This window comes from Pseudohongiella sp. (assembly GCF_040877505.1).
GTDB lineage: Bacteria > Pseudomonadota > Gammaproteobacteria > Pseudomonadales > Pseudohongiellaceae > Pseudohongiella.
The window spans coordinates 11674-35262 of sequence record NZ_JBBDNQ010000040.1; the positions used below are offsets into that span (position 1 = coordinate 11674).

Annotated in this window: 15 protein-coding genes and 3 tRNA genes; 11 read left to right on the forward strand and 7 right to left on the reverse strand. The window is 56.8% G+C overall.

The features are described 5' to 3' along the window. Positions 1-539: 539 nt before the first annotated feature. Positions 540-3134, reverse strand: coding sequence for a bifunctional aconitate hydratase 2/2-methylisocitrate dehydratase (gene acnB, locus WD071_RS14285; protein WP_368049073.1), 2595 nt, complete (start codon positions 3132-3134; stop codon positions 540-542). Positions 3135-3292: 158 nt separating this feature from the next. On the opposite strand from acnB, the gene WD071_RS14290 reads away from it, so the two are divergent. After that, complete coding sequence (locus tag WD071_RS14290) at positions 3293-3751, forward strand: DUF1289 domain-containing protein (protein WP_368049074.1); 459 nt, start codon at positions 3293-3295, stop codon at positions 3749-3751. Between the two features lie 29 nt (positions 3752-3780). On the opposite strand, the gene WD071_RS14295 is transcribed toward WD071_RS14290, so the two are convergent. Further along, complete coding sequence (locus WD071_RS14295; RefSeq protein ID WP_368049075.1) at positions 3781-4560, reverse strand: UDP-2,3-diacylglucosamine diphosphatase; 780 nt, start codon at positions 4558-4560, stop codon at positions 3781-3783. A 32-nt stretch (positions 4561-4592) separates the two neighbouring features. Continuing rightward, a complete protein-coding gene (locus WD071_RS14300) occupies positions 4593-5111 on the reverse strand; it encodes a peptidylprolyl isomerase (RefSeq protein WP_368049076.1) in 519 nt (172 codons plus the stop codon). A gap of 96 nt (positions 5112-5207) precedes the next feature. Here WD071_RS14300 and WD071_RS14305 point away from each other — a divergent pair, with 96 nt between their 5' ends. The 5 genes from WD071_RS14305 to WD071_RS14325 all read left to right on the forward strand — a co-directional run bounded on the left by WD071_RS14305 (position 5208) and on the right by WD071_RS14325 (position 8800). After that, on the forward strand, positions 5208-7022 hold the full coding sequence (locus WD071_RS14305; RefSeq protein ID WP_368049077.1) for a glutamine--tRNA ligase/YqeY domain fusion protein: 1815 nt from the start codon (positions 5208-5210) through the stop codon (positions 7020-7022). After that, positions 7022-8419 carry a cysteine--tRNA ligase gene (gene cysS, locus WD071_RS14310; RefSeq protein ID WP_368049221.1) on the forward strand — a complete coding sequence of 466 codons (1398 nt, stop codon included), beginning with the start codon at positions 7022-7024 and terminating at the stop codon, positions 8417-8419. Before WD071_RS14305 ends, cysS begins: the two co-directional genes overlap by 1 nt. Before the next feature lie 87 nt (positions 8420-8506). Next, positions 8507-8583, forward strand: a tRNA-Pro gene (locus tag WD071_RS14315). Between the two features lie 47 nt (positions 8584-8630). Next, positions 8631-8706, forward strand: a tRNA-His gene (locus WD071_RS14320). Positions 8707-8723: 17 nt separating this feature from the next. Beyond that, positions 8724-8800: transfer RNA gene (locus WD071_RS14325), tRNA-Arg, on the forward strand. Positions 8801-9253: 453 nt separating this feature from the next. On the opposite strand, the gene WD071_RS14330 is transcribed toward WD071_RS14325, so the two are convergent. Continuing rightward, positions 9254-10183: an FkbM family methyltransferase gene (locus WD071_RS14330; protein WP_368049078.1), complete on the reverse strand. Its 930-nt coding sequence runs from the start codon at positions 10181-10183 to the stop codon at positions 9254-9256. A 117-nt stretch (positions 10184-10300) separates the two neighbouring features. Between WD071_RS14330 and WD071_RS14335 the strand changes: the two genes are divergently transcribed. After that, complete coding sequence (locus WD071_RS14335; protein ID WP_368049079.1) at positions 10301-11083, forward strand: S-methyl-5'-thioinosine phosphorylase; 783 nt, start codon at positions 10301-10303, stop codon at positions 11081-11083. Here WD071_RS14335 and WD071_RS14340 read toward each other — a convergent pair. Then, on the reverse strand, positions 11049-12056 hold the full coding sequence (locus WD071_RS14340; RefSeq protein ID WP_368049080.1) for a CsiV family protein: 1008 nt from the start codon (positions 12054-12056) through the stop codon (positions 11049-11051). The two genes, WD071_RS14335 and WD071_RS14340, sit on opposite strands and share 35 nt — an antisense overlap. Before the next feature lie 87 nt (positions 12057-12143). Between WD071_RS14340 and WD071_RS14345 the strand changes: the two genes are divergently transcribed. Next, entirely contained in the window at positions 12144-13814 is a 1671-nt protein-coding gene (locus WD071_RS14345) for an EAL domain-containing protein (RefSeq protein ID WP_368049081.1), read from the forward strand. A gap of 46 nt (positions 13815-13860) precedes the next feature. On the opposite strand, the gene WD071_RS14350 is transcribed toward WD071_RS14345, so the two are convergent. Further along, positions 13861-15123: an EAL domain-containing protein gene (locus WD071_RS14350; protein ID WP_368049082.1), complete on the reverse strand. Its 1263-nt coding sequence runs from the start codon at positions 15121-15123 to the stop codon at positions 13861-13863. Positions 15124-15349: 226 nt separating this feature from the next. On the opposite strand from WD071_RS14350, the gene WD071_RS14355 reads away from it, so the two are divergent. Then, positions 15350-16762 (forward strand): alanine/glycine:cation symporter family protein, encoded by a 1413-nt coding sequence (locus WD071_RS14355; RefSeq protein ID WP_368049083.1) that lies wholly within the window; start codon positions 15350-15352, stop codon positions 16760-16762. On the opposite strand, the gene mfd is transcribed toward WD071_RS14355, so the two are convergent. Further along, entirely contained in the window at positions 16749-20225 is a 3477-nt protein-coding gene (gene mfd / locus WD071_RS14360) for a transcription-repair coupling factor (protein WP_368049084.1), read from the reverse strand. The two genes, WD071_RS14355 and mfd, sit on opposite strands and share 14 nt — an antisense overlap. A 274-nt stretch (positions 20226-20499) precedes the next feature. Between mfd and WD071_RS14365 the strand changes: the two genes are divergently transcribed. Next, complete coding sequence (locus WD071_RS14365) at positions 20500-21960, forward strand: glyceraldehyde-3-phosphate dehydrogenase (protein WP_368049085.1); 1461 nt, start codon at positions 20500-20502, stop codon at positions 21958-21960. Between the two features lie 258 nt (positions 21961-22218). Beyond that, on the forward strand, positions 22219-23577 hold the full coding sequence (locus WD071_RS14370; protein ID WP_368049086.1) for a Na(+)-translocating NADH-quinone reductase subunit A: 1359 nt from the start codon (positions 22219-22221) through the stop codon (positions 23575-23577). Positions 23578-23589 lie beyond the last annotated feature (12 nt).

Consider the following 23589-nt stretch of genomic DNA (forward strand, 5'->3'; position numbering starts at 1 on the left):
GTAACGATTGGAGCCGGGGATGTATGTGCGGCTACACACGATGCCCGTTTTGGCTGTGTTCAGTCGAGCACGAGATTCATGATCGGAGAGCGGCCCGGCCAGCGGGTAGCAGATTCAGCCCGACCGCTTCCTTTCACGGGTCACCCGGCGGGGGCCTATGGTTTAAACAATGGGCGACCTCGCGGCTACGCCGCTCGGGACTCAGACAGTCCCGCCCGCTGATCGGGTGACCCGCAAAAGGAAAAGCGCGGCCTGATTGGGCTGAATGCTGCTACCCGCTACCCGGGCCTTGTGCCAGACTGCGACTGCAATTCTCGGAAATCTTGCACGAGGCTCGGGTGGTGGATATCAAGCTCATGCCCAATCAGGCCGCGTTTCTCCTTTAGGCATTCACCCGAAAAAGCGGTAGGACTGTCTGAGTCCGGAGCGGCGTAGCCGCGACGTCGAGTTCCGCACCGCCGGGTGAATGCCTAAAGGAGGCGGTCGGGCAGGAGTTTGATATCCACTGCCCGAGCCGTTACTGGTTAGTTCTCAAGCCGTCAGGCGACGTTGGCGATGTTGGTCACTGGAATCGCCTTCTGGCGCTCCGCCGCCTCCATATACGACTTGATTTCATTGAAGTTCAGATACCGGTAGATGTTATCCGACATGGTTTTTACATTGCCCATGTAAGACATGTACTCATCCATCGTCGGAATCTTGCCCAGCGCCGAAGCCACCGCCGCCAGCTCCGACGAAGCCAGATACACATTGGCCCCATCACCCAGACGGTTCGGGAAGTTTCGCGTTGACGTCGAGATTACCGTTGACTTCGGTGCCACCCGTGCCTGGTTGCCCATGCACAACGAACAGCCCGGCATCTCGGTGCGCGCACCGGCCACACCAAACACGCTGTAAATGCCTTCCTCGGTCAACTGATGCTGATCCATCTTGGTCGGTGGGGAAATCCACAGGCGTGTTGGCAAAGAGCCCTTGACCTGCTTGAGCACTTCACTGGCCGCGCGGAAGTGACCGATATTGGTCATGCATGAACCGATGAACACTTCATCGATTTTCGTGCCCTGAACGTCAGACAGTGTTTTCACATCATCCGGATCGTTGGGGCAGGCCAGCAGTGGCTCCTTGATCTCGTTCAGGTCGATTTCGATGATCTTGTGGTACTCGGCATCCGCATCCGGCTCCATCAGCTTAGGCTCTTCCAGCCAGGCTTCCATGGCACGGGCGCGGCGTTCCAGGGTACGGGCATCGCCGTAACCTTCGCTGATCATCCAGCGCAGCAGGGCGACGTTGGAGCGGAAGTATTCCTTGATCGGCTCCTCGCCCAGACGGATGGTACAACCGGCTGCAGAGCGCTCGGCGGAGGCGTCTGACAACTCAAATGCCTGCTCTACTTTCAGATCCGGCAGGCCTTCGATTTCCAGAATACGGCCGGAGAAAATGTTCTTTTTGCCTTTCTTGGCTACGGTCAGGTCGCCTGACTGCAGCGCTGCGTAAGGGATGGCGTTAACCAGGTCACGCAGGGTGATGCCGGGCTGCATTTCGCCTTTGAAGCGCACCAGCACCGATTCCGGCATGTCCAGCGGCATCACGCCGGTGGCAGCGGCGAAGGCCACCAGACCGGAACCGGCCGGGAAGGAAATGCCCAGCGGGAAACGGGTATGGGAGTCGCCACCGGTGCCGACGGTGTCAGGCAGCAGCATGCGGTTCAGCCAGCTGTGGATGATACCGTCGCCCGGACGCAGGGCGACGCCGCCGCGGGTCTGGATAAAGTCGGGCAGGGTGTGCTGGGTGTCTATATCAACCGGCTTGGGATACGCCGCGGTGTGACAGAAAGACTGCATCACCAGGTCGGCGGAGAAACCCAGACAGGCCAGATCTTTTAGTTCGTCACGGGTCATCGGCCCCGTGGTGTCCTGGGAGCCGACGGTGGTCATCTTGGGTTCGCAGTAACTGCCCGGTCGTACGCCTTTGACGCCGCATGCTTTGCCGACCATCTTCTGGGCCAGCGTGAAACCCTTGTCGCTGTCAGCGACCTGGAAGGGAATGCGGAACACGGTGGAGTGGGGCAGGCCCAGTGAGGCGCGTGCCTTGTCGGTGAGGCCACGGCCGATGATCAGCGGGATACGGCCACCAGCGCGTACTTCATCCAGCAACACATCGGTCTTTAATTCGAAGTCACAAACGACCTCGTCAGTGCCGTGAGCCAGCACTTTGCCTTCGTAGGGGTAGATGTCGATGACATCACCGGTGTTCATGTTTTCAACATCACATTCGATGGGCAGGGCGCCGGCATCTTCCATGGTGTTAAAGAAAATCGGTGCAATTTTGCTGCCGATGCAGATGCCACGGTCCCGTTTGTTGGGGATATGGGGGATGTCGTCACCGATGTTCCACAGTACCGAGTTGGTGGCGGATTTCCGAGATGAGCCGGTGCCCATAACATCGCCGACCAGGGCGACCGGATGGCCTTTTTTCTTTAATTCGGCAATCTGCTCGGCGGCGTTGGTCACGCCCTCGCGCGGCATCTTGTACATGGCCAGTGCGTGCAACGGGATGTCCGGTCGTGACCAGGCATCAGGCGCCGGCGACAGATCGTCAGTATTGGTTTCACCGGGCACTTTGTACACGGTTGCAGTCAGTTTCTTCGGCACTTCCGGTTTGTTCAGGAACCACTCCGCGTCAGCCCAGGACTGCATCAGCTCCTTGGCGTTGCTGTTACCGGCCTTCACTTTCTCTTCCACATCATGAAAGGCATCAAACATCAGCAGCGTGTGCTTGAGTTCTTCAGCTGCGGCGGCGCCCAGCTCCTGGTCATCGAGCAGGTCCACCAGGGTGGTGATGTTGTAACCACCGAGCATGGTGCCCAGCAGTTTGACGGCATGTTTTTGGTCGATCAGGGGGCAGATGACCTCGCCTTTGGCAACGGCGGACAGAAAACCGGCTTTGACATAAGCGGCTTCATCAACGCCTGCCGGGACGCGGTTGGTGATCAGGTCCAGAACGAACTCGTCCTCACCGGCTGGCGGGTTCTTGAGCAACTCGACCAGTTCGGCAACCTGTGCTGCGTCCAGTGGTTTGGGCACAATGCCCATTTCAGCGCGTTCGGCCACGTGTTTGCGATATGCTTCTAACACTGTTATCCCCTTCAGGTTCGGTTATGGTCCGGTAATTGATAATCCGGTAATGATGATAGATTCGGTAAGCGGTCAAAAATGGGTGCCAATATTAGTGTAAAATGGCAAAAATTTCCAGTGATACGTCCGGTCATGCCCGTTACGGTCAGAGAGAACCTATGAATACAGCACCGGTAAAAACGCCGTGCATCGGCATTTGCTCAACCACCTCGGTGGGGGACCCCATCTGTCGTGGCTGCAAACGCTTTGCCTTTGAAGTGATTGACTGGAACGCGTATACCGAGGCAGAAAAGCGTGCGGTGCTGCAGCGCATCGAGGCGCTGGTGCAGCCCATCGTGGAGGCGCGCTTCATCATTCGCTCCAGCCAGGCCCTGGCGGCCGGTCTCAAGCGTCAGGCCGTGCCCTGCAACCCGGACATGTCACCGGCAAGCTGGCTGCACAGCCTGCTGAAAAAACGGCATCGTCAGATAGAGGATCTGTCAGGCTTCGGCGTAGAGATACGTGAGGAGTGGCGGCACCTGGAATTGGCCGAGCTGGCTGAAGACATGGATGTACAGTTATTGCGTTTGTGTGAGGCGCACCAGATCCGGTACTTCCCGGAATTGTCTTCGTCCTGATGCAACACAAGGCTGTGCGCAGGTGCTGCTCAGCCGTTTGCCACTTTCGCCGCCGCCGGGTGAGCGAAGGGTTTCAGTTCGTAGCCCTCAGGGCTGAATTCCAGCACCCAGGCTTTCTGATCCCAGCTGCCCAGCACGATGCGCACGGCTTCGTCGCTGCCCCTGATCGACTCGTGCAGGCGGATGGTGTGGATACCGGGTCGGTGAGTGTGCCCGTGGACCAGGATATTGACCTCAAGTGACTCCATCAGGTCGGTGACTTCCTGATGGGTGACATCCATGATGTCCGAGGCTTTCTGGCTGTTGGCTTCCTGGCTTTTCTGGCGCATCTGCTGCGCTATCATGTGCCGCTCCAGCAAAGGCCGGTCCAGGAACGCCTGCTGCCAGGCCGGATCACGCATCTGTTTGCGGTAGGCCATGTAGGCGGTATCCCGGGTACACAGACTGTCACCATGCACCAGCGCCACGCGCTGACCGTAACAGTCGATGACGGTTGGCTCGGCCAGTAAAGTGGCGCCACATCGTGAGGCATAGTCCTCGCCGATCAGGAAATCACGATTACCGTGCATCAGATAGACCCGGGTGCCGGCCTGGCTCAATGCCAGCAGGGCCGCAGCGACGGCATCGGCGATATCGCTCTGATCGTCATCGCCCACCCAGGCCTCAAACAGGTCGCCCAGAATGTACAGCGCATCAGCACCCGCGGCCTGCCTGTGGAGCAGGGCCAGCAGGCTTTCCAGAATGACCGGGGTATCCGTGTCCAGATGCAGATCCGAAATAAACAGGGTTTTGTTCTTGTTATCGCTCATAGTCGGCCTGGGTCCGTTTGTGATGCGCGTATTTATTTCTGGTCGGGCGTGTCGTCGGGGTAAGTCACCGTGGTTGACGTGATGACGACCTCGTCCAATGGTACATCCTGATGGCCACCAACATAACCGGTCTTGCATTGTTTTATGCGATTAACCACATCCATGCCATCCGTTACTTTACCGAATACGGCGTAGCCCCAGCCCTGTGAGGTTTTATTCTTGTGGTTAAGAAAACCGTTGTCGCCTACGTTAATGAAGAACTGTGACGTGGCCGAATGCGGATCAGAGGTGCGCGCCATTGCCAGGGTGCCAATATCGTTGGTCAGCCCGTTGTCAGCTTCGTTCTCAATCGGCTCGCCATTGTCTTTTTGCTTCATGCCGGAGTCGAAGCCGCCGCCCTGAATCATGAAGTTGTCAATCACGCGATGGAAGATGGTACCGTCATAGAAGCCGCTGCGGGCATAGGCAAGGAAGTTGGCTGCGGACCGGGGGGCTTTGTCAAAATCCAGTTCGATCTGGATGTCGCCGTAGTTGGTAGTAAAAACAATCATGCTGCTCTGTGCTCTTTTGGTTGTGAGGGTTATGAGAAAGGCCACGAACCGTTATAATAATGGCTTTGAGCCTCCTGAGAAAGCAGAATTGCCATTATGACTGACGCCAGCAAAACCGATCGCGCTGAAAAACACAAAAACTCTGACGTGAGTGCCGACCCTAACGCTGCAGAGTCAGGGAGCAAGACCCCGTCGAATTTTATCCGTCATCTGGTAGAACAGGACCTGGCTGCAGGCAAACACGCGGGTCGTGTACAGACCCGCTTTCCGCCGGAGCCCAATGGTTTTCTGCACATTGGTCACGCCAAGTCGATTTGCCTGAATTTTGGTCTGGCCCGGTCCTATCTCGATGAGGGCTACCAGGGTGCCTGCAATCTGCGCTTTGATGACACCAATCCGGAGAAAGAGAGCCAGGAGTATATTGACGCGATTCGCGAGGACATACGCTGGCTGGGTTTTACCTGGCAGGGTGATGTGCGTTACACATCGTCGTATTTTCAGCAACTGTACGAGTTTGCCCTCGAACTGATCCGCGCGGGCAAGGCCTATGTCTGCAGCCTGACGCCGGAACAGGCGCGCGAATATCGCGGTACCCTGACCGAGCCCGGTCGTGACAGTCCGTATCGCACGCGCAGCGTCGAAGAGAACCTGGATATGTTCGCGCGCATGCAGGCCGGCGAGTTTGCTGACGGCAGCCACAGCCTGCGGGCAAAAATTGACATGGCTTCGCCCAACATCAATATGCGCGATCCGGTCATTTATCGCATTCGCAGCATCAATCATCATCAGACCGGTGAGGCCTGGAAGGTTTACCCGATGTACGACTATGCCCACTGCATTTCTGATGCACTGGAGCATGTCACCCACTCGCTGTGCACGCTGGAGTTTGAAGATCACCGGCCGCTGTACGACTGGATACTGCAGAATCTGCCGCCCGAGACGCTGAATGCGGCCTGTATTGCGCTGGGTAATAAAACGCCGGACGTGCCTTACGTGCTGCCGCAGCAGACCGAGTTCGCACGCCTCAATATCAACTACACGGTGATGAGCAAACGCAAACTCAAGGAGCTGGTAGAGCTGGGGCTGGTCTCGGGCTGGGATGATCCCCGTATGCCAACCCTGTCGGGCCTGCGCCGACGCGGGTTTACGCCGCAATCGATCCGGCATTTTTGCGATATGATCGGTATGAGTCGCAGCGAGAGTATTGTTGATGTCGGTATGCTGGAGAGCAGTATCCGAGATGACCTGGATGCCAATGCACCGCGTGCCATGTGTGTGCTGCGTCCGCTGAAGGTGACGCTGAGCAATTATCCGGCGGACAAATACGAGCTGTTGCAGCTGCCGAAGCACCCTAAAAAAGATATCGGGCACCGTGAACTGCGGTTTACGGCCGAGCTGTTTATTGACCGCAGCGATTTTGAAGAGGTGCCACCGCCCGGGTTCAAGCGCCTGTCGCCGGGCTCGGAAGTGCGTTTGCGCGGCGCCTACGTGATCCGTTGCGATGAAGTGATCAAAGACGAAGCTGGCGAGGTTGTTGAGCTGCGTTGTAGCCATGATGATCAGACCCTGGGGCAGAATCCGGTTGGACGCAAGGTCAAAGGCGTGATTCACTGGGTGCCGGCAGCCACTGCGGTGCCAGCGGAGGTCCGAATTTATGACAGGCTGTTCCTGAATGCCAACCCCGATGACAAAGTGCTGGGGGATTTCAAAAACAGTCTGAATCCGGACTCACTGCAGGTACTGACGGGTTGTCTGGCTGAGCCTTCACTGGCCTCGGCAGCGGCCGAGGAAAGTTTCCAGTTTGAACGGGAAGGTTATTTCTGTGTTGATCGTGTTGACAGTGCACCAGGCAAGCTGGTGGTCAACCGTACGGTCAGCCTGCGCGACTCATGGGCGAAGATATCCGGATGATGAAAAACGATTTACATATCTACAATACGCTGACACGCAAAAAAGAACGTTTTGTGCCCATACAGCCGGGCAAGGTAAGCCTGTATGTCTGCGGCCTGACCACTTATGACTACAGTCACATCGGTCATGCCCGCATGCTGGTGGCGTTCGACCTGATTGTGCGTTACCTGCGCTACCTGGGTTATGAGGTGAACTATGTGCGCAACATCACCGATATTGATGACAAGATTCTGCGTCGGGCCAAAGAAAACGACGAGTATTTTGCCGACCTGACCGAACGCTTTATCGCTGCTACTCACGAAGACGAAGCGTCACTGTTCATCCTGCCCCCCGACCAGGAGCCACGGGCGACAGCGCATATCGCCGAGATCATTGCCATGATCGAGAAACTCATCGCGCTGGATTATGCCTATCGGGCCAGTAACGGTGATGTGTACTACGCGGTTCACCAGTTCAACGGTTATGGCAAGCTCTCCAACAAGAACCCGGAAGAATTGCTGGCCGGTGCCCGCATCGAGGTCGGCGAACTGAAACGTGACCCACGTGATTTTGCCTTGTGGAAAGCCGCCAAAGATGAAGAGGTGGGCTGGGATTCGCCCTGGGGTTACGGGCGTCCGGGCTGGCATATTGAGTGCTCGGCGATGTCGACCTGCTGCCTGGGGGATTCCTTTGACATTCATGGCGGCGGTTCTGATTTGATGTTCCCGCACCATGAGAATGAAATAGCGCAATCCGAGGCGGCCACCGGCAAGCACTTTGCCAATTACTGGATGCACAACGGCTCGGTGCGTGTCGACAATGAAAAAATGTCGAAATCGTTGGGCAATTTTTTCACGGTGCGTGAAGTGCTGGCCAGGTACCCGGCCGAGGTGATTCGTTATCTGCTGGTAGCGAGCCAGTACCGCAGTCCGATCAACTACTCGGATCAGGGTCTGGAGCAGGCTGCCGCATCCCTGGAACGTCTGTATCTGGCGATTCGAGGCGCCGGCGCGGAAGGCGCGCGTGACCTGACTAACAGTCAGTACGAAAAGGCCTTCCGCAAGGCCATGGATGATGACTTCAATACCGCCGAAGCGATCAGTGTGCTGTTTGAACTGGCGCGTGACCTGAACAAGGTGCGTGAACAGGATCCGGCGCAGGCGGCCGAGCTCGCCCGGCTGATGGTGAAGCTTGGCGGTGTGCTGGGGCTGTTACAGGGCTCGGCTGAAGCGTTTTTGCGCAGCAGCTCAACGCAGGTGGATGCTGAACTGATCGAGTCGCTTATAGTCCAACGGCGCCAGGCGCGGCAGGATAAAAACTGGGCGCTGGCGGACGAGATTCGCGATAAACTCAATGCCATGAAAGTGGTGGTGGAGGATGGCGTTGACGGCAGCAGCTGGCGCATTGAAAGGGAGTAGAAATACCAATCAATCGTTGACGGACATGCCTGCCATGAGTATTATGCCGACCTCGCGATGACGATGAACTGTTTTCGGGGCGAGTTTCGGGGTATAGCGCAGTCTGGTAGCGCGCCTGCTTTGGGTGCAGGATGTCGGGAGTTCGAATCTCTCTACCCCGACCAATTTCGCGGAAGCATGATTTGTCGGAACGATTGACAGTAGATTTATGGTGGTTGTAGCTCAGTTGGTAGAGCCCCGGACTGTGACTCCGGTTGTCGTGGGTTCGAGCCCCATCAGCCACCCCATATTCCCAGCGCAACCTGCGCCCGTAGCTCAATCGGATAGAGCACCGGCCTTCTAAGCCGGGGGTTGCAGGTTCGATTCCTGCCGGGCGCGCCAAACAAAAAAAGGTCACCTTCAGGTGGCCTTTTTTTGTTTGCGTGCCAGGTGGCAGAAGAGAACCTGCCGGTTCGACAAAACGGCAGGATAGCCGTTTTGGATGACCGAAGGTCACCCGCAGGGCGAGGGCCAGGCAAGTTTTTGCTCCTGCAAAACTTGCATTCCCACCATCCCTGGTGATCAGATGGCCCGAGTCATTCCTGCCGGGCGCATCGGCTTCATCAGACAGCGGCCCGGGCAGCGGATATCAGATCCAGCCCGACCGCCTCCTTTTGTCATTCACCGGAAAAAGCGGTAGGACTGTCTGAGTCCGGAGCGGCGTAGCCGCGACGTCGAGTTCCGCACCGCCCGGTGAATGACAAAAGGAGGCGGTCGGGCTGGATCTGCTACCCGCTCCCCGGGCCGTTCTCAAATTGCAGCACTAAGCAGGCCGCACCCAAACGAAGCGTTGATTCACGAACCCACCCGCGGAATCGTCTGCCGGTACTCCAGCGGGCAGGCGATCAGGTCATCCTGCCCCTTATCCAGCGGCCCCGCATACGGGATCAGGTCATAGGCACCACTGATGCGCGACCGACCATCCTTACGTTTGTCCTTGCTGCCGTCCCGCTTGCGCTTGTTGAACTGCAGCAACACGTAGTTTTCCGGCAGACACTGCATGATCTCATCACGGGTTTTGAAGGACAGTGACTTACCGTAGGTCAGCTCACAGATAATCAACGGACGGTAGCGCTGCAGGGTTTTCTGCAAACCCTGCAAAGCAGGCTTTTCAAAGCCCTCCACATCCAGCTTGATCAGATGCAGATAGTCCGGCGGATTCTGCGCAAAATAATCATCACCACGAATCACGTGGAGGTCGCCAAGCAAGGTGTTGCCTTTTTCGGTGGTGCTGACATCAAAGGAACCAATGCCCGCGTTGTCGCCCGTGGGTGCGTAGAACGCCTGGTGAGCGGTCTCATCACTCAACCCCACCGGTTCGACGGTGATGTTGCGGATCGCATTCAGACGAATCTGGTGCGCCAGGCGCTCCCGTACCGGGGCATAAGGCTCGAAGGCAACAACGGTCCTGGTCAATTGCGACATAAACAGCGAGTGCTGACCGACATTGGCGCCGACGTCAACAAAGACACCTTCCTGGCCAGCGATCGCATTCAGGGCGTCACGCATAAAATACAGCAATGGTTTTTCGAATGCGCCATAGAAATAAATGGCAAAATCGATGTTATTGCTCAGGTTGCCGTCATACTCAAGACCATAAAAATCGGTCCTGAATTCATAGGCGGGCGCGTAACCAGATTTTCGCATCTGTTTGTAGATGGCGCGCGACACGCCGTCGGGCAGGCGCTGTTGCTGATGCCACAGCAGCTTCAGAAGTCGTTTCATCGGGTAGTCCATGACCGATACGTCGAAGTCACCATTTAGGAATAGTTTTGCTCATGCTGTCAACACCACTATCAGGATTTCGTTGGTATACTGCCGCCTGAGAAAAGGAGACCGTCTATGTTAGCGTTTATTGGTGGCACCGGCCTGAATCAACTACCCGATTTTCATGTCGAGCGCATTGCCGAAGTACAAACGCCCTATCAGGCTGCGCCTGTTCGTATTGCCTGTGGCACTCTGCCCGGTGTGTCCGGCCAGTTGTGCTTTTTGCCACGGCATGGGGAAGGGCATACCGTGCCGCCCCATCGTATCAATTACCGCGCCAATATATTCGCGTTGCGCGAGTCGGGTGTCACGGCAATACTGGCAGTCAATGCAGTGGGCGGTATCCATCGTGAGATGGGCCCGGGTGTGATTGCGGTGCCGGATCAGATCATTGATTACACCAGTGGCAGGGCGCATACATTTTTTGACGGTGAACTGACGGATATCGATTCGCCCGACCGTTTCACTGCAAGTGTTACCCACATCGATTTTACCGAGCCCTACACGGCGATATTGCGCGAGCTGTTGCTGCAAAGCGCAAAGCAGTCGGGCGTGCCGGTCTGGTCGGGTGGTGTGTATGGCGCCACGCAGGGGCCGCGACTGGAGAGCGTGGCAGAGGTCAGGCGTCTGCAAAATGATGGCTGCGATATGGTGGGCATGACAGGTATGCCGGAGGCGGCTCTGGCACGTGAACTGGGACTGGACTATGCCAGTGTCTGCCTGTCGGTAAACTGGGCGGCAGGCTTGTCAGATGATGTCATTACCATGGCGGGTATACGCGAGGTGCTGGCCCAGGGCATGGGGCAGATTCACCGGTTACTGATTACAGCGGCAGGTCTGTTCCGGGAAAAGGGCTGACGGACTGTTGCATGGCCGACGCAGCAGGTGGTTCATAGGGGAATACCTGCACCAGAATGCCCAGGGCAGGGTGGTCAAGGTAATGGAATTCGTTGCTGCGCATGGCCCGGCTGTCATGCATGGGATACACGTCGGTCACGTAATAACGGATCTCCTGCTCATCCCTGCCTGCGGACACTGCGCCTGCGGGCACTGAGGCAGTCATATCACTCACGCGCTGCGCCGGGCTGCGCAAATGGGCGGGGTACGCGGGCAGCTGCAGGCTCTCCCGCTGCTCGGGGGGGCGAGTGCTGAAGCGCGCCAGCCACAGGTTGGTATCGAGCAGAACGCGATCGCGCGATTGATTGAAGCGTATGGTCAGCGTGCCTTCAAGCTCATGGTGCTGATCAAACCGGCGCCCGCCGGTGATCGATACCGGTGTGGCCCCGGCAGCGCGCATGACCGGCTGGCGCCATGCGTTGTGGTACAGCACCCGGTAAGCCGCTGATTGAGCCAGGGCGCGATTGGTCTGGCTGAAATCATGCTCGCTGGCAGGCAGGGCAACAAAAGCGTCGCGCAATGCATCGGGCAGGCGGTAGTCACTGCTGCGCAAGGCCGCGGGGCCGACTGCGCTGTCACTCTCAGTGGTTTCAGTGGTTTCAGTGGTTTCAGTGGTTTCAGCGGATTCAGTGTTGTCGGCAATGTCTGCAGCGACGGGTGCTTGCAGCACGCTCCAGTCTTCCAGCGTCAGATGGTCCAGTAAACTGTCCAGTCGGCGTGTGTCTTCAGGGTATGTCAGTGCCTGGTCATGCAGGGACCATTGTTCCTGCAGGACATCGCTGCTTTCGTGCGCGAAAATGGTGATTTCTATCTGGTACCAGCGGTTGCCGTCCTGAGCGTTGGCGGGTGAGGCGGTGCCCGTCAGTGCGGCTGCTATCAGCGTCAGGCAGGACACCGTCCGTGCCAGTAAGGGTTTGCCCGGAAAAATCTTCATTGGAGCCTTGTGCGCAGGTGAGCTACTATTCTTGCTCAGTGGCCCGGTTTAGTCAATCCGGATAATAATAAGGCAGGAAGCACTCGCATGACCCGTACCGCTCGATACATCAGCAAGGTCAATACGGCCTTTGGTGAGTTCTACAAGCTCTCGGCGGAACTGCAGATCCTGGTCTGCATTGTGTTATGGGTGTATGTCGCTATTTTGCTGCGGCTGGCGTTTCTTGACGGTGGCCTGCCATCTGACTATGAGATCTGGATAAGTCTGGTCATTTTTTTGGTCGGCCTGGTCAGTGGCCCGATAATCGCGAGTGTGACGGCCCTGGTCTGTGCTGTGCTGATGAGCCCGGGTGGCGTTTTTGTAGGTGTCGACACCGTTGATGTCGCATTCTGGATCAGGACCACCGGTTTGTTTGCCATGGGCTTGCTGGGCGGTCTGCTGCAGCGACTGATCAAATGGCTGAACGAAGAACTTTATGCCGCGCAGCACCAGGTCAGCGGCACGGATCTGCCCAACCTGACGGCCACCATCAAACATCTGGAAAAGGTGCTTAAATCCGGCAGTCTGACGGACAAAGACCTGGATGTATTGAATGTCCGTCTCAATAATCTTGACAATATTCGTCAGAGCGCAGGCCAGGATACGGTTAATCAGCTGGTCAGAACACTCGCTGAGCAACTGCAGACCCGACTGGGCGAGGGTGCTTACGTCAGCCAGTTGTCTGGCAATGAGCTGCTGGGTATTCAGGCAGGCGCAGGGCGCGATATATCGGACGTTCAGAAACTGGTTGCCGAGGTCCTGGCCAAGCCTATCAAGCTTGATGGTGAAGAGTACCGTTTGTCCACATCAACGGGTCTTCACCGTAAACGGGTTCAGGGCCAGGAGGTCAAACCCCAGACCTTGCTCGACAACGCAGCAAAAATGGCCATTGCTGCCGAAAAAAGCAATGAGGCATTCAAGGCAAGTCCGACCGTGGATGCCATCCACAGGCTGGGTGAGCGTTATACCAGCCTGCAGATTCAGTCGGCCATGGAGAATCATGAAATTTCGCTTTATTATGAGCCGCGATTGAACACGCGGACGGGGTATTTTTCAGCGCTGCAGGGTGTAGTGCGCTGGAAACATCCGCGACGTGGTGAATTGCTGCTGGACGATTTCAAGGCCATGCTGGAGGAAGAGGCCGCCATCCAGGGCTTTTGTGCCTGGATGCTGAAACTGGCGTTTGCTGACGCTGATGAATGGGCGAGGCATGCATACCAATTCCGGATAACAGTCGATGTCACCATCAACGATGTCATCAGCGCGCCCGTGATTGCCTACGCGCTGGCCGAATCCGCCAAACGCAAATACAAACCCGGCTGGCTGGCAATCGAGGTCAGCGAAAAGTCACTGCTAAGTGCCGATGGCAAAAGTGTGCAGTATCTGCAGCAGCTGCAGAGTCATCATGTGTCGGTCATTGTGTCGAATTTTGGTGAAGGCAACTCAACGGTACAGGACATGTTCATGATGCCGGTGGATGCCATCAAGTTTTCTACCAGACTGATTGATGCTGCCCTGGTGCACAGTGACCAGAGGCGCCAATTGGCATCCATGATCAAGCTGGTGCATTCGCGTGGTCTGGTGACGGTGGCCGATGGTGTCAAGAGCAGCGCGGGCCTGCGTATGTTGAGGACACTGGCGTGTGAGGAGTTGCAGGGGCCCTTGCTGAGCAAGGCATTGTCAAAAGAGTCCATCCCCTGGGCGCGTCTGCGTGTCTAACAGCAGTATGGCCAGTAGCCATTTAACAGCCTGTTAAGTCATTTTTTTAATGACCCGCAGGCGACAGCGACTCGCAATAGGCCTTGCTCCACGCCAGCAGTTTATCTTCATTGACCGCTTTCGAAATCAGATAGCCCTGGAACGCATTGCAGCCGAGCGCAGTGAGATAGGCCCTTGTTTTTTCGCTCTCCACACCTTCCGCCACTGAGCGGATCCCCAGACTTTTTGACAGGTCTATAATGGCCTTGATGACGGCGCGTGCTTCTTCAGAGGTATCGGCGACACCCACAAAATCCTTGTCGATTTTGAGTTCGGTAAACGGCAGTCGCACCAGGTGCAGCATGGATGAGTAACCGGTGCCAAAGTCATCTATCGACAGTTGAAAACCTTTGCTGCGAAAAGCGGCCAGAGGTTCGAGCAGCGCGTTCGGGTCCTGCATGACACAGGACTCACCAATCTCGAGAACAACGTTGGCCGGATCGACACCAACTTTACTGCATATTTCGTCCAGCTTATCCGGCATGTCCTGATCTTCCAGACAGCGAGCGCTGAGGTTGACAGCCATCGTCAGTTTGTCCGGGGCGAATTCCGGCCTCAGGCTGCAATTGGACAGCACCGGTGATTTTTGTATTTCGGCCAGCCAGCGCAAGCCGCGTTGAGCAATATTGCAGGTGAGAGTGCTCATCAAATGGCTGCTTTCCGCCAGCGGCACAAACACATCCGGGGTCACACTGCCTTTGCCCGGAATGTCCCAGCGCGCCAGCGCTTCAAAGCCGATCAGGTTGCCGGATGCGCAGTCGAGCTTGGGTTGATAATTCAGCGTCAGTAAATCGTTTTCGATGACATCAATCAGATCATTCTGGGTTGGCATCCAGTCTTTGTTGTCGAGTTGTTGCTGCCAGTTGTTGCGGGAAGGTGTCTTGCGTTTGTCAGCGCTCAGGTACAGTGTCAGCAACTGACGCATACGGGACACGGGCACCGGTTTCTGCAGAATGCCCAGTACCCCCAGGCCCAGCTCGGTTGCAGTTTTGGCGGCGGCATCCAGCGCTGCTTTGTCCAGGCCGCTGACAATCACCAGCTGTGCTTTGTTGTTGAGCTCTGCCAGTTTATCGATCAGTTGCAGTCCGTCCTGATCAGGCATGACCAGATCGACAATGATGATATCAGGTTCAAACAGGGCAAGCTGGGCAAAAAAAGCGATACTGCTGTCTGTGGTGAGAACCTCAAAGCCACAGGACTCTGCCATGATTTTCAGTGTCTGACTGACCGCGGGTTCATCATCAATGATCAACAATCTGTTCTGTTTCATCGCTTGCCTGAGGTGTGTGGTCCTCTCCGTTGCGAAGAGATCCGGTGGTACGAATCCGCCATGGTGCTGTGTCTGTATTCTTGCTCAGCGGCACAGATGAGTCAATGCTGCGGTTTGCAGGCCGGAATCGCGCGTTTTTCAGCGTGCCAAGACTCTGGTACTCTTTATGACGTCAACAGCTTAAGACATCAATAATAACTCTTATCGTAACAAGGGCGGATCGCTGATGGAATTCATGACACAGAGCCTGCAGGCTCTGGCTGGTTTTTTGTGGGGCCTGCCACTGATCATTCTGCTGGTGGGGGGCGGTGTCTATTTTGCGATTGTCAGCCGGTTGCAACCCTATCGCTATTTCCCTCACGCCATTGCCATTCTGAGCGGGCGTTATGATAACAAGGATGATCCCGGTGATCTGAGTCACATGCAGGCCTTGTCTGCCGCTCTGTCAGGCACGCTGGGCATGGGTAATATTGCGGGTGTGGCGCTGGCCATTGGCCTGGGCGGCCCCGGTGCGGTGTTCTGGATGTGGGTCACTGCGGTTGTGGGCATAGCAACCAAATTTTTTACCTGCACCCTGGCGGTCATGTATCGCGGCAAGGACAGCCGTGGCGATATTCAGGGCGGACCCATGTACATCATTCGCGAGGGACTGGGCAAGCGCTGGCACTGGCTGGCGACTCTGTTTGCTGCCGCTGCCCTGGTTGGCACCTTGCCGGTGGTACAGATCAATCAACTGACCCAGGTGATGCGGGAAGTGGTATTTGTCCCTGCAGGTCTGGCTGACAGCGCTGACCCATTCATGTTCAATCTGTTGTTCGGGTTGTTTGCAGCTGCACTGGTGGCGTCGGTCATTTTTGGTGGCGTCAGGCGTGTGGGTTACGTGGCCGTGCGAATGGTACCGTCGATGGTGGCGCTGTACATGCTGATGACAATCATGGTGCTGGCACTGCACCTGAGCGAATTGCCCGGCTACCTGTGGTTGATTGTGCGTGAGGCGGTTTCTCCGCAGGCGGTAGGCGGTGGCCTGGTGGGTGTCATGACCATCGGTGTGATGCGGGGTGCGTTTTCCAATGAAGCGGGCATTGGCACCGAAGTCATGGCGCACGGTGCTGCCAAAACGGAAGAACCGGTGCGCGAAGGTCTGGTCGCCATGATGGGGCCGGTCATTGACACACTGATTGTCTGCACCTGCACCGCGCTTGTCATTCTGGTCACCGGTGTGTGGCAGGATGGTCTGGTGGATGGCGTGACCATGACCGCGATGGCATTTTCCGAGGTGTTTCCGGGCAATATCGGGGCCTATCTTATCGCCTTTGTGGTGCTGATATTCGCCTCCAGCACCATGTTTACCTTCTGGTATTATGGCGCCAAGTGTCTTGGTTTTCTGATCGGGGCAGAACGTCAGGACAGTTACAAGTACTACTATATCCTGTTGGTACTGATCGGTGCCGTGATTCCGCTGGAAGCGGTGTTTGCCATCATTGATTCGGGATATGCGCTGATGGCAGTGCCAACGATGACCGCAACCTTCCTGCTATCGGGCAAAGTCACCGCAGCCGCGCGCGACTACTTTGACCGACTCAAGCGTGGGCCTGATAAGTTGATACCGGCTGATCGGGGAAAGACTACTGAGGCGTAAGTCGTAGCTGGTCAAGTGTCTTGTTGATAAAGTCGATACGGGCGACAGCCTTTTCCTGGCCATGGGTGAACCCCAGCTGCGTCGGACCGGTGAGCTTGTAGGTACGCGAATGTTTCTGCACCAGCTGCACAATGGACAGGGGATCGACGCAGGTATGTTGTCGAAACACGATGCGCCCGGTCTGGGCGCTGGCGTCGATTTTGCTGATGCCCATGGCTTCGGCGCGCAGTTTCAATTCCGTCACTGAAAACAGAATGCGGGCCGAATCAGGCAGCAAACCAAAACGGTCGATCATTTCAACCTGCAGGTCACGCAGCTCGTCATTGTCGCGCGCACCGGCGATGCGTTTGTACATGATAAGCCGGATATGAATGTCCGGCAGATAGTCTTCCGGTATCAGAGCGGGTACGCGCAAATTGATGTCACTGCCGCTCTGCAGCACCAGGTCAATATTGGGTGTGCGTCCTTCACGAATGGCCTTGACGGCTTCCTCCAGCATTTCGGTGTAAAGCGTGAAACCGATCTTCTGCATATGGCCGGTTTGTTCTTCACCGAGAATTTCACCCGCACCCCGGATTTCCAGATCATGGCTGGCCAGGGTGAAGCCAGCGCCCAGCGTGTTGGCGGCCGTGATTGCGTCCAGGCGTTTCAGTGCGTCAGGTGTCATGGCTTTGTGCGGTGGTGTCAGCAGGTAGGCGTAGGCCTGATGGTGAGAACGGCCGACACGCCCGCGCAGCTGGTGCAGTTGAGCCAGGCCGAGTTTGTCCGCCCGATCAATAATAATGGTGTTGGCGCTGGGTACATCAATGCCGGTCTCAATGATCGTGGAGCAGACCAGAATGTTGTAACGTTTGTGATAGAAGTCCGCCATGATGACTTCCAGTTCACGCTCGGGAAGCTGGCCGTGGGCCACACAGACCCGTGCTTCCGGCACCAGTTCACGTAGGTGTTCGGCGGTGCGCTCGATGGTTTTGACTTCGTTGTGCAGATAAAACAGCTGCCCGCCACGCAGCAGTTCGCGCAGAATTGCTTCTTTGACCAGGCTGTCCTGCTGTTCGCGGATAAAGGTTTTGACCGACAGGCGTTTGGCCGGAGGCGTGACAATCAGCGACAGGTCGCGCACGCCGGACATGGCCATATTGAGTGTGCGCGGGATCGGCGTTGCGGTCAGCGTGAGGATGTCGACTTCCGCGCGCAACGCTTTGATGCGTTCCTTTTGCTGCACACCAAAGCGATGTTCCTCATCGATGATCAACAGCCCCAGATCTTTATATTTGATCGAGTTCTGCAGCAGCTTATGGGTGCCAATGACAATGTCGACTTTGCCGGTGCGGATCTTTTCCAGCGTGGCGTCCTGCTCCTTGCCTGAGCGAAAGCGCGAGATCAGGTCAATATTAACCGGCCAGTCAGCAAATCGGTCCCGGAAACTGTCATGGTGTTGCTGGGCGAGCAGGGTGGTTGGCACCAGCATGACCACCTGCTTGTGATTCTGTACCGCAATGAAGGCCGCCCGCATGGCCACTTCGGTCTTGCCGAAACCCACATCGCCGCATACCAGCCGGTCCATGCTGCGTGCCGACTGCATGTCCGCAATAACGCCATTGATGGCATCGAGCTGGTCAGGTGTCTCTTCAAACGGGAAGCTGGCGGCGAATTTGTCGTAGTCAATGTCGTCGCAGCGGAAGGGGAAGCCGCCCCGCGATTCGCGTTTGGCATAGATGTCCAGCAGCTCCACGGCGGCGTCACGGATTTTCTCGGCCGACTTGCGTTTGTTCTTTTGCCACTGGTCACTGCCCAGGTTATCCAGCGGCGCCAGCTCGGGGTCGGCGCCGCCGTAGCGACTGATCAGGTGCAGTGAAGCCACCGGTACATACAGTTTGGCCTGGTTGGCATATTCCAGGGTCAGAAATTCTGCGGTTTCATCTTCTATGGTCAGCGTCTGCAGGCCGCAGTAGCGGCCGACGCCGTGGTCAATATGTACCACGGCAGCACCCAGGTGCAGTTCGGTCAGGCTTTTGATGATGAAGTCGGTATTGTCCTGCGCGCGGCGCCGGCGGCGACGCTGGGCAATCTTGCGGCCCAGCAGTTGCGTCTCGGTGATCATCATCAGTTTTTCTGATGGTATGCACAGGCCTTTGTCCAGTGAGGCAATGCAGATGGCCAGCTTCTGTTCACCGCGGCTAAAGTCCTGCCAAGAATCTACCGGGCTCGGGCTCAGCCCGGCGCCGCGCAGCAGCTCGGTCAGCACTTCGCGCCGACCGGCGCTTTCGGCACAGAACAACACGCGATAGTCGGCGTGTTCGCCCAGGTAGCTGAGCAGCGCCTGTAAGGGTTCGGCGCGGGTGTTATCGGCGCTCAGGTTCGGGAACTCGCTGTTTGCTCCGGCGGCATCGCCGCTGTCCTGAATGATGACACTGCTGAACTGCCTGATATGCCGGAACACATCTTCGGGTGACAGGAACAGTGTGGCAGGCGCCAGAATGGGCCGCTGCCGGTCGTGGCGGCGGTCTTCGTAACGTGACTCGATGTCATGCCAGAAACGCAGCGCCGGTGGTTCCATCTGCCGACTGCGGACAATCAGGATGTCTGCTGGCAGGTACTCGAAGAGATGGCTCAGGTCGTCAAAGAACAGAGGCAGGTAGTATTCCACGCCGGCGCTCTGAATGCCCTCGCTGATGTCCTGGTAAAGCGTGCATTGTCGTGTATCGACGTCGAACAATTCCCGGAACCGGGCCCGAAAACCGCGTCGGCCAGTTTCGTCCAGCGGATATTCCTTGCCCGGTAACAGGCGGATGTCGCGTACTTTTTCCAGTGACAGCTGGGTTTCCGGGTCAAAAATGCGCAGCGATTCAATTTCATCATCAAACAGGTCGATGCGGTAGGGCAGTTTGCTGCCCATCGGGAAAATATCCATGATGGCGCCGCGCACGGTAAATTCCCCGTGTTCGTAGACCGAGTCGACGTATTGATAACCGGCGTTGATCAGGCGCTGGCGCAAGGTGTCGGTGTTGAGGGTTTCACCCGTGCTCAGCTGCAGGCTGTTGCCCTGCACATAGGCCGGTGGCGGCAAGCGGTGCATGGCGCTGTTGACCGGCACAATCAATATGCCGCGCCGCATGTCAGGCAAATGATACAGGGCGTTCAGACGCTCGGAGACGATGTCCTGATGCGGTGAAAAGGTGTCGTAGGGCAGGGTTTCCCAGTCGGGGAAGGTGTAGACGGGTAGCGGGTTTTCGCTACCGCCGCTGGCTGTTTCGTCACCGCCGCTGGCGCAAAAGAACTGCAGCTCACGGCGCAGTTGTTCGGCTTCCTCGCTGCTGTTGGTGATGACCAGGACCGGGCCCGGTGCCTGGCGCGCAGCGTGCACCAGCGCCAGGCTGAGCTGACTGTCTGGCAGGGTCTGCCATTGCACGGAATGCCTGGCGGCGGGCAGCGCAGGGCGTAAAATGTTGAATGCTGGCATGGCGTCGGGCTTGTTGGTGGCAGTGGGCGCGTATTCTGGCACAATCGCGGGTCAATCCCAACCGGCCTGTGCAGCATTGGCCGAGCGCAGCGCCTGCCGCTGCCAACCTGGCACGCAGGCATCGGGATTGCCTTCCTTTGGGCGGATAAAGTTGCACCGGCGCGTCAATAACAAGATAATGTGCGCCGTCTTCAGAACACAGGGAGCCATTGGCCACATCCATGTGACTTCCAGACGTTCTTTAATCCACTCGACGAGCAGACAGGTATCCCACGTGACACGACCCAGCCCGGACGACTATTTCAGTGATTGGAAGCAAAGAGAAGCCCTCGCTCAGGAAATGATTCCTGTGGTCGGGCGACTGTACAGTGAGCGCAACGTCGGTGTATTCATTTACGGCCGCGCCCTGCACAACAAGTCTGTTACCAGTATCATGAAGTCGCATCGTTTCGTGCGTCAGGTCGGTCGCAATGAAATGTCCGAGTTTGAGAGCCACCCGGTCCTGATGGCACTGGCCAAGCTGGATCTCTGGCATTGCCAGATTGACCTGGGCAAGCTCACCGTCAAATACATGGAGCTGCAGGAGAACGGCAAGGCGCCCGATGTCGATTCCTACGTGGCCGATGAACTGAAAAGTCTGGCGGGTGTGAAAACGCCGCCCAGCGAAAAATCGCAGGATATCGTGCTCTACGGATTTGGCCGTATCGGCCGCCTGATCGCCCGTCTGCTGGTAGAGCGCACCAGCACCGGTGAGGTCATGCGTCTGCGCGCTGTTGTGGTGCGGCCGGGTCAGGAAGGTGACCTGATCAAGCGTGCCAGCCTGTTTACGTCAGACTCCGTGCACGGTGCGTTCCAGGGCACCGTGCGCATCGATGAAGAAAACAACTGCCTGATCGCCAATGGCAATGTCATTCACATCATTTATGCCAACGGCCCCGATGCGATTGACTATACCCAGTACGGTATCCATGATGCGCTGATTATCGACAATACCGGCAAGTGGCGCGATGAGGCCGGCCTGTCGCTGCATCTGAAATCCAAGGGTGCCAGCAAGGTAATGCTGACCGCGCCCGGTAAAGGTAATCTGAAGAATATCGTTTACGGCATCAATCACGATCAGATCAGCCCGGACGACACCATTATTACGGCAGCGTCCTGCACAACCAATGCAATTGCACCGGTGCTGAAAGTACTGAACGACAAATTCGGCGTGGTCAGTGGTCACGTGGAAACCGTACACGCCTACACCAATGATCAGAACCTGATCGACAACTACCACACCGGCAATCGTCGTGGTCGCAGTGCCGCATTGAACATGGTGCTGACGGAGACTGGCGCCGCCAAGGCTGTTGTCAAGGCTGTGCCCGAGCTGGCCGGCAAGCTGACCGGTAACGCAGTCCGGGTGCCAATACCCAATGTGTCCATGGCCATCCTGATGCTGAACCTGGGTACGGAAACCAGCAAGGTGGAAATCAACGAATTTTTGCGTGTGCTGGCGCTGCATTCGCCACTGCAGGACCAGATCAGTTATACACAGGACCCGGACGCGGTTTCCAGCGACTTTGTGGGTTCGCGCGAGGCCGCCATTGTTGATTCAACGGCCACCATCGTTGAGGGTAACCGATGCGTGCTCTACCTGTGGTATGACAACGAGTTCGGTTACTGTAACCAGGTCGTGCGCATGGTTTATAAAATGGCCGGTGTCAGCTACCGCGTATACCCGAACGAAGCCTGACCTTTGATGCCCGGCACCCAGTCACCGGGTGCCGGATTTCTTGATCGGAGGTAAGAAAGTGCTGGTAAATCAGCGTGCTTACCTCTATAATTGTGCGCGTTTTGACGGCACCTGCCGATACCTGTGCCGATAATTGGCGGCCATCGCCAATCACTCAATATCGGTAGCGATATCTCTCAAAAAGCGGCGAGCAAACGCTGTGCATTACAAGCATGACAAACAACTGTTAATCCTGAAAATTATGACTAGGCCTGATGAATGATCAGAATTAAGCGCGGGTTGGACTTGCCTATCAAAGGCGCTCCGGAGCAGGTGATCGATGACGCCAAGCCGGTACAGACGGTGGCGCTTCTGGGGCATGACTACGTGGGTATGAAGCCCACCATGGAAGTAAAGGAAGGCGACAGGGTTAAACTGGGCCAGACTGTTTTTACCGACAAAAAAACACCCGGGGTGATCTACACCTCACCCGGCACCGGCGTTGTCAAGGCGATCAATCGTGGTGAGCGACGGGTATTCCTGTCGCTGGTCATCGAGCTGGATGACAATGACGCGGATGCCGTGACTTTCGCCAGCTACCCGGATGCAGAGATTGCGTCCCTGGCGCGCGACAAGGTTGTGGACAATCTGGTCCAGTCCGGACTGTGGACGGCGCTGCGTACCCGCCCGTTCAGCAAGGTACCTGACCCGCAAAGCAAGCCCTCGTCGATTTTCATTAACCTGATGGACAGTAATCCGCTGGCGCCCGATCCTGAAGTCATTGCGCGTGAATACTCGCAGGATTTTGTCCGGGGCGTGAATGTGCTGGCCCGGTTGACCGAGGGCAAGGTGTTTCTGTGCCGTCGTGAGGGCAGCTTTTCGGGGTTGGAGAACGAAAAATTTGCCGATAACGTGGTTATCGAGGCATTTGCCGGACCGCACCCCGCAGGTTTGAGCGGCACCCATATCCACTTCCTGGATCCGGTCAGTCTGAACAAGTGGGTCTGGACTATCGGCTTCCAGGACGTGATTGCCACCGGCAAACTGTTTGCCACGGGCAAGCTGTGGACTGAGCGTTGCTTTGCGCTCGCCGGCCCCCAGGTCAGGCAGCCGCGTTTGCTGCGGACCCGTCTGGGCGCCAGCCTGACCGAACTTCTTGACGGCGAACTGAATGACGGTGAGAACCGGGTAGTCAGTGGTTCCGTGCTGTCCGGCCGCAAGGCTGTAGCGCCGGAGGACTTCCTGGGCCGCCATCACCAGCAGGTGACGGTGCTGCGCGAGGGCCGCGAGCGTCCCCTGTTTGGTTACCTGTCGCCCGGTGCCAACCGGCATTCGAATCTGGGTATTTACCTGAGCAGTCTGTTCAAAGGCAAAAAGCTCGACATGACCACTACCACCAATGGCAGCGAGCGCGCCATGGTGCCAGTTGGCACGTATGAGACCATCATGCCGCTTGATATCCTGCCTACCCAGTTACTGCGCTCCCTGATTGTCGGCGATATAGAAACCGCCATGAACCTGGGCGCGCTGGAGCTGGACGAAGATGATCTGGGTCTGTGCACCTATGTGTGCCCGGGCAAATATGAATACGGTCCGATTCTGCGTGACAACCTCACTCGAATCGAAAAAGAGACTTAATGGAAATCTGAC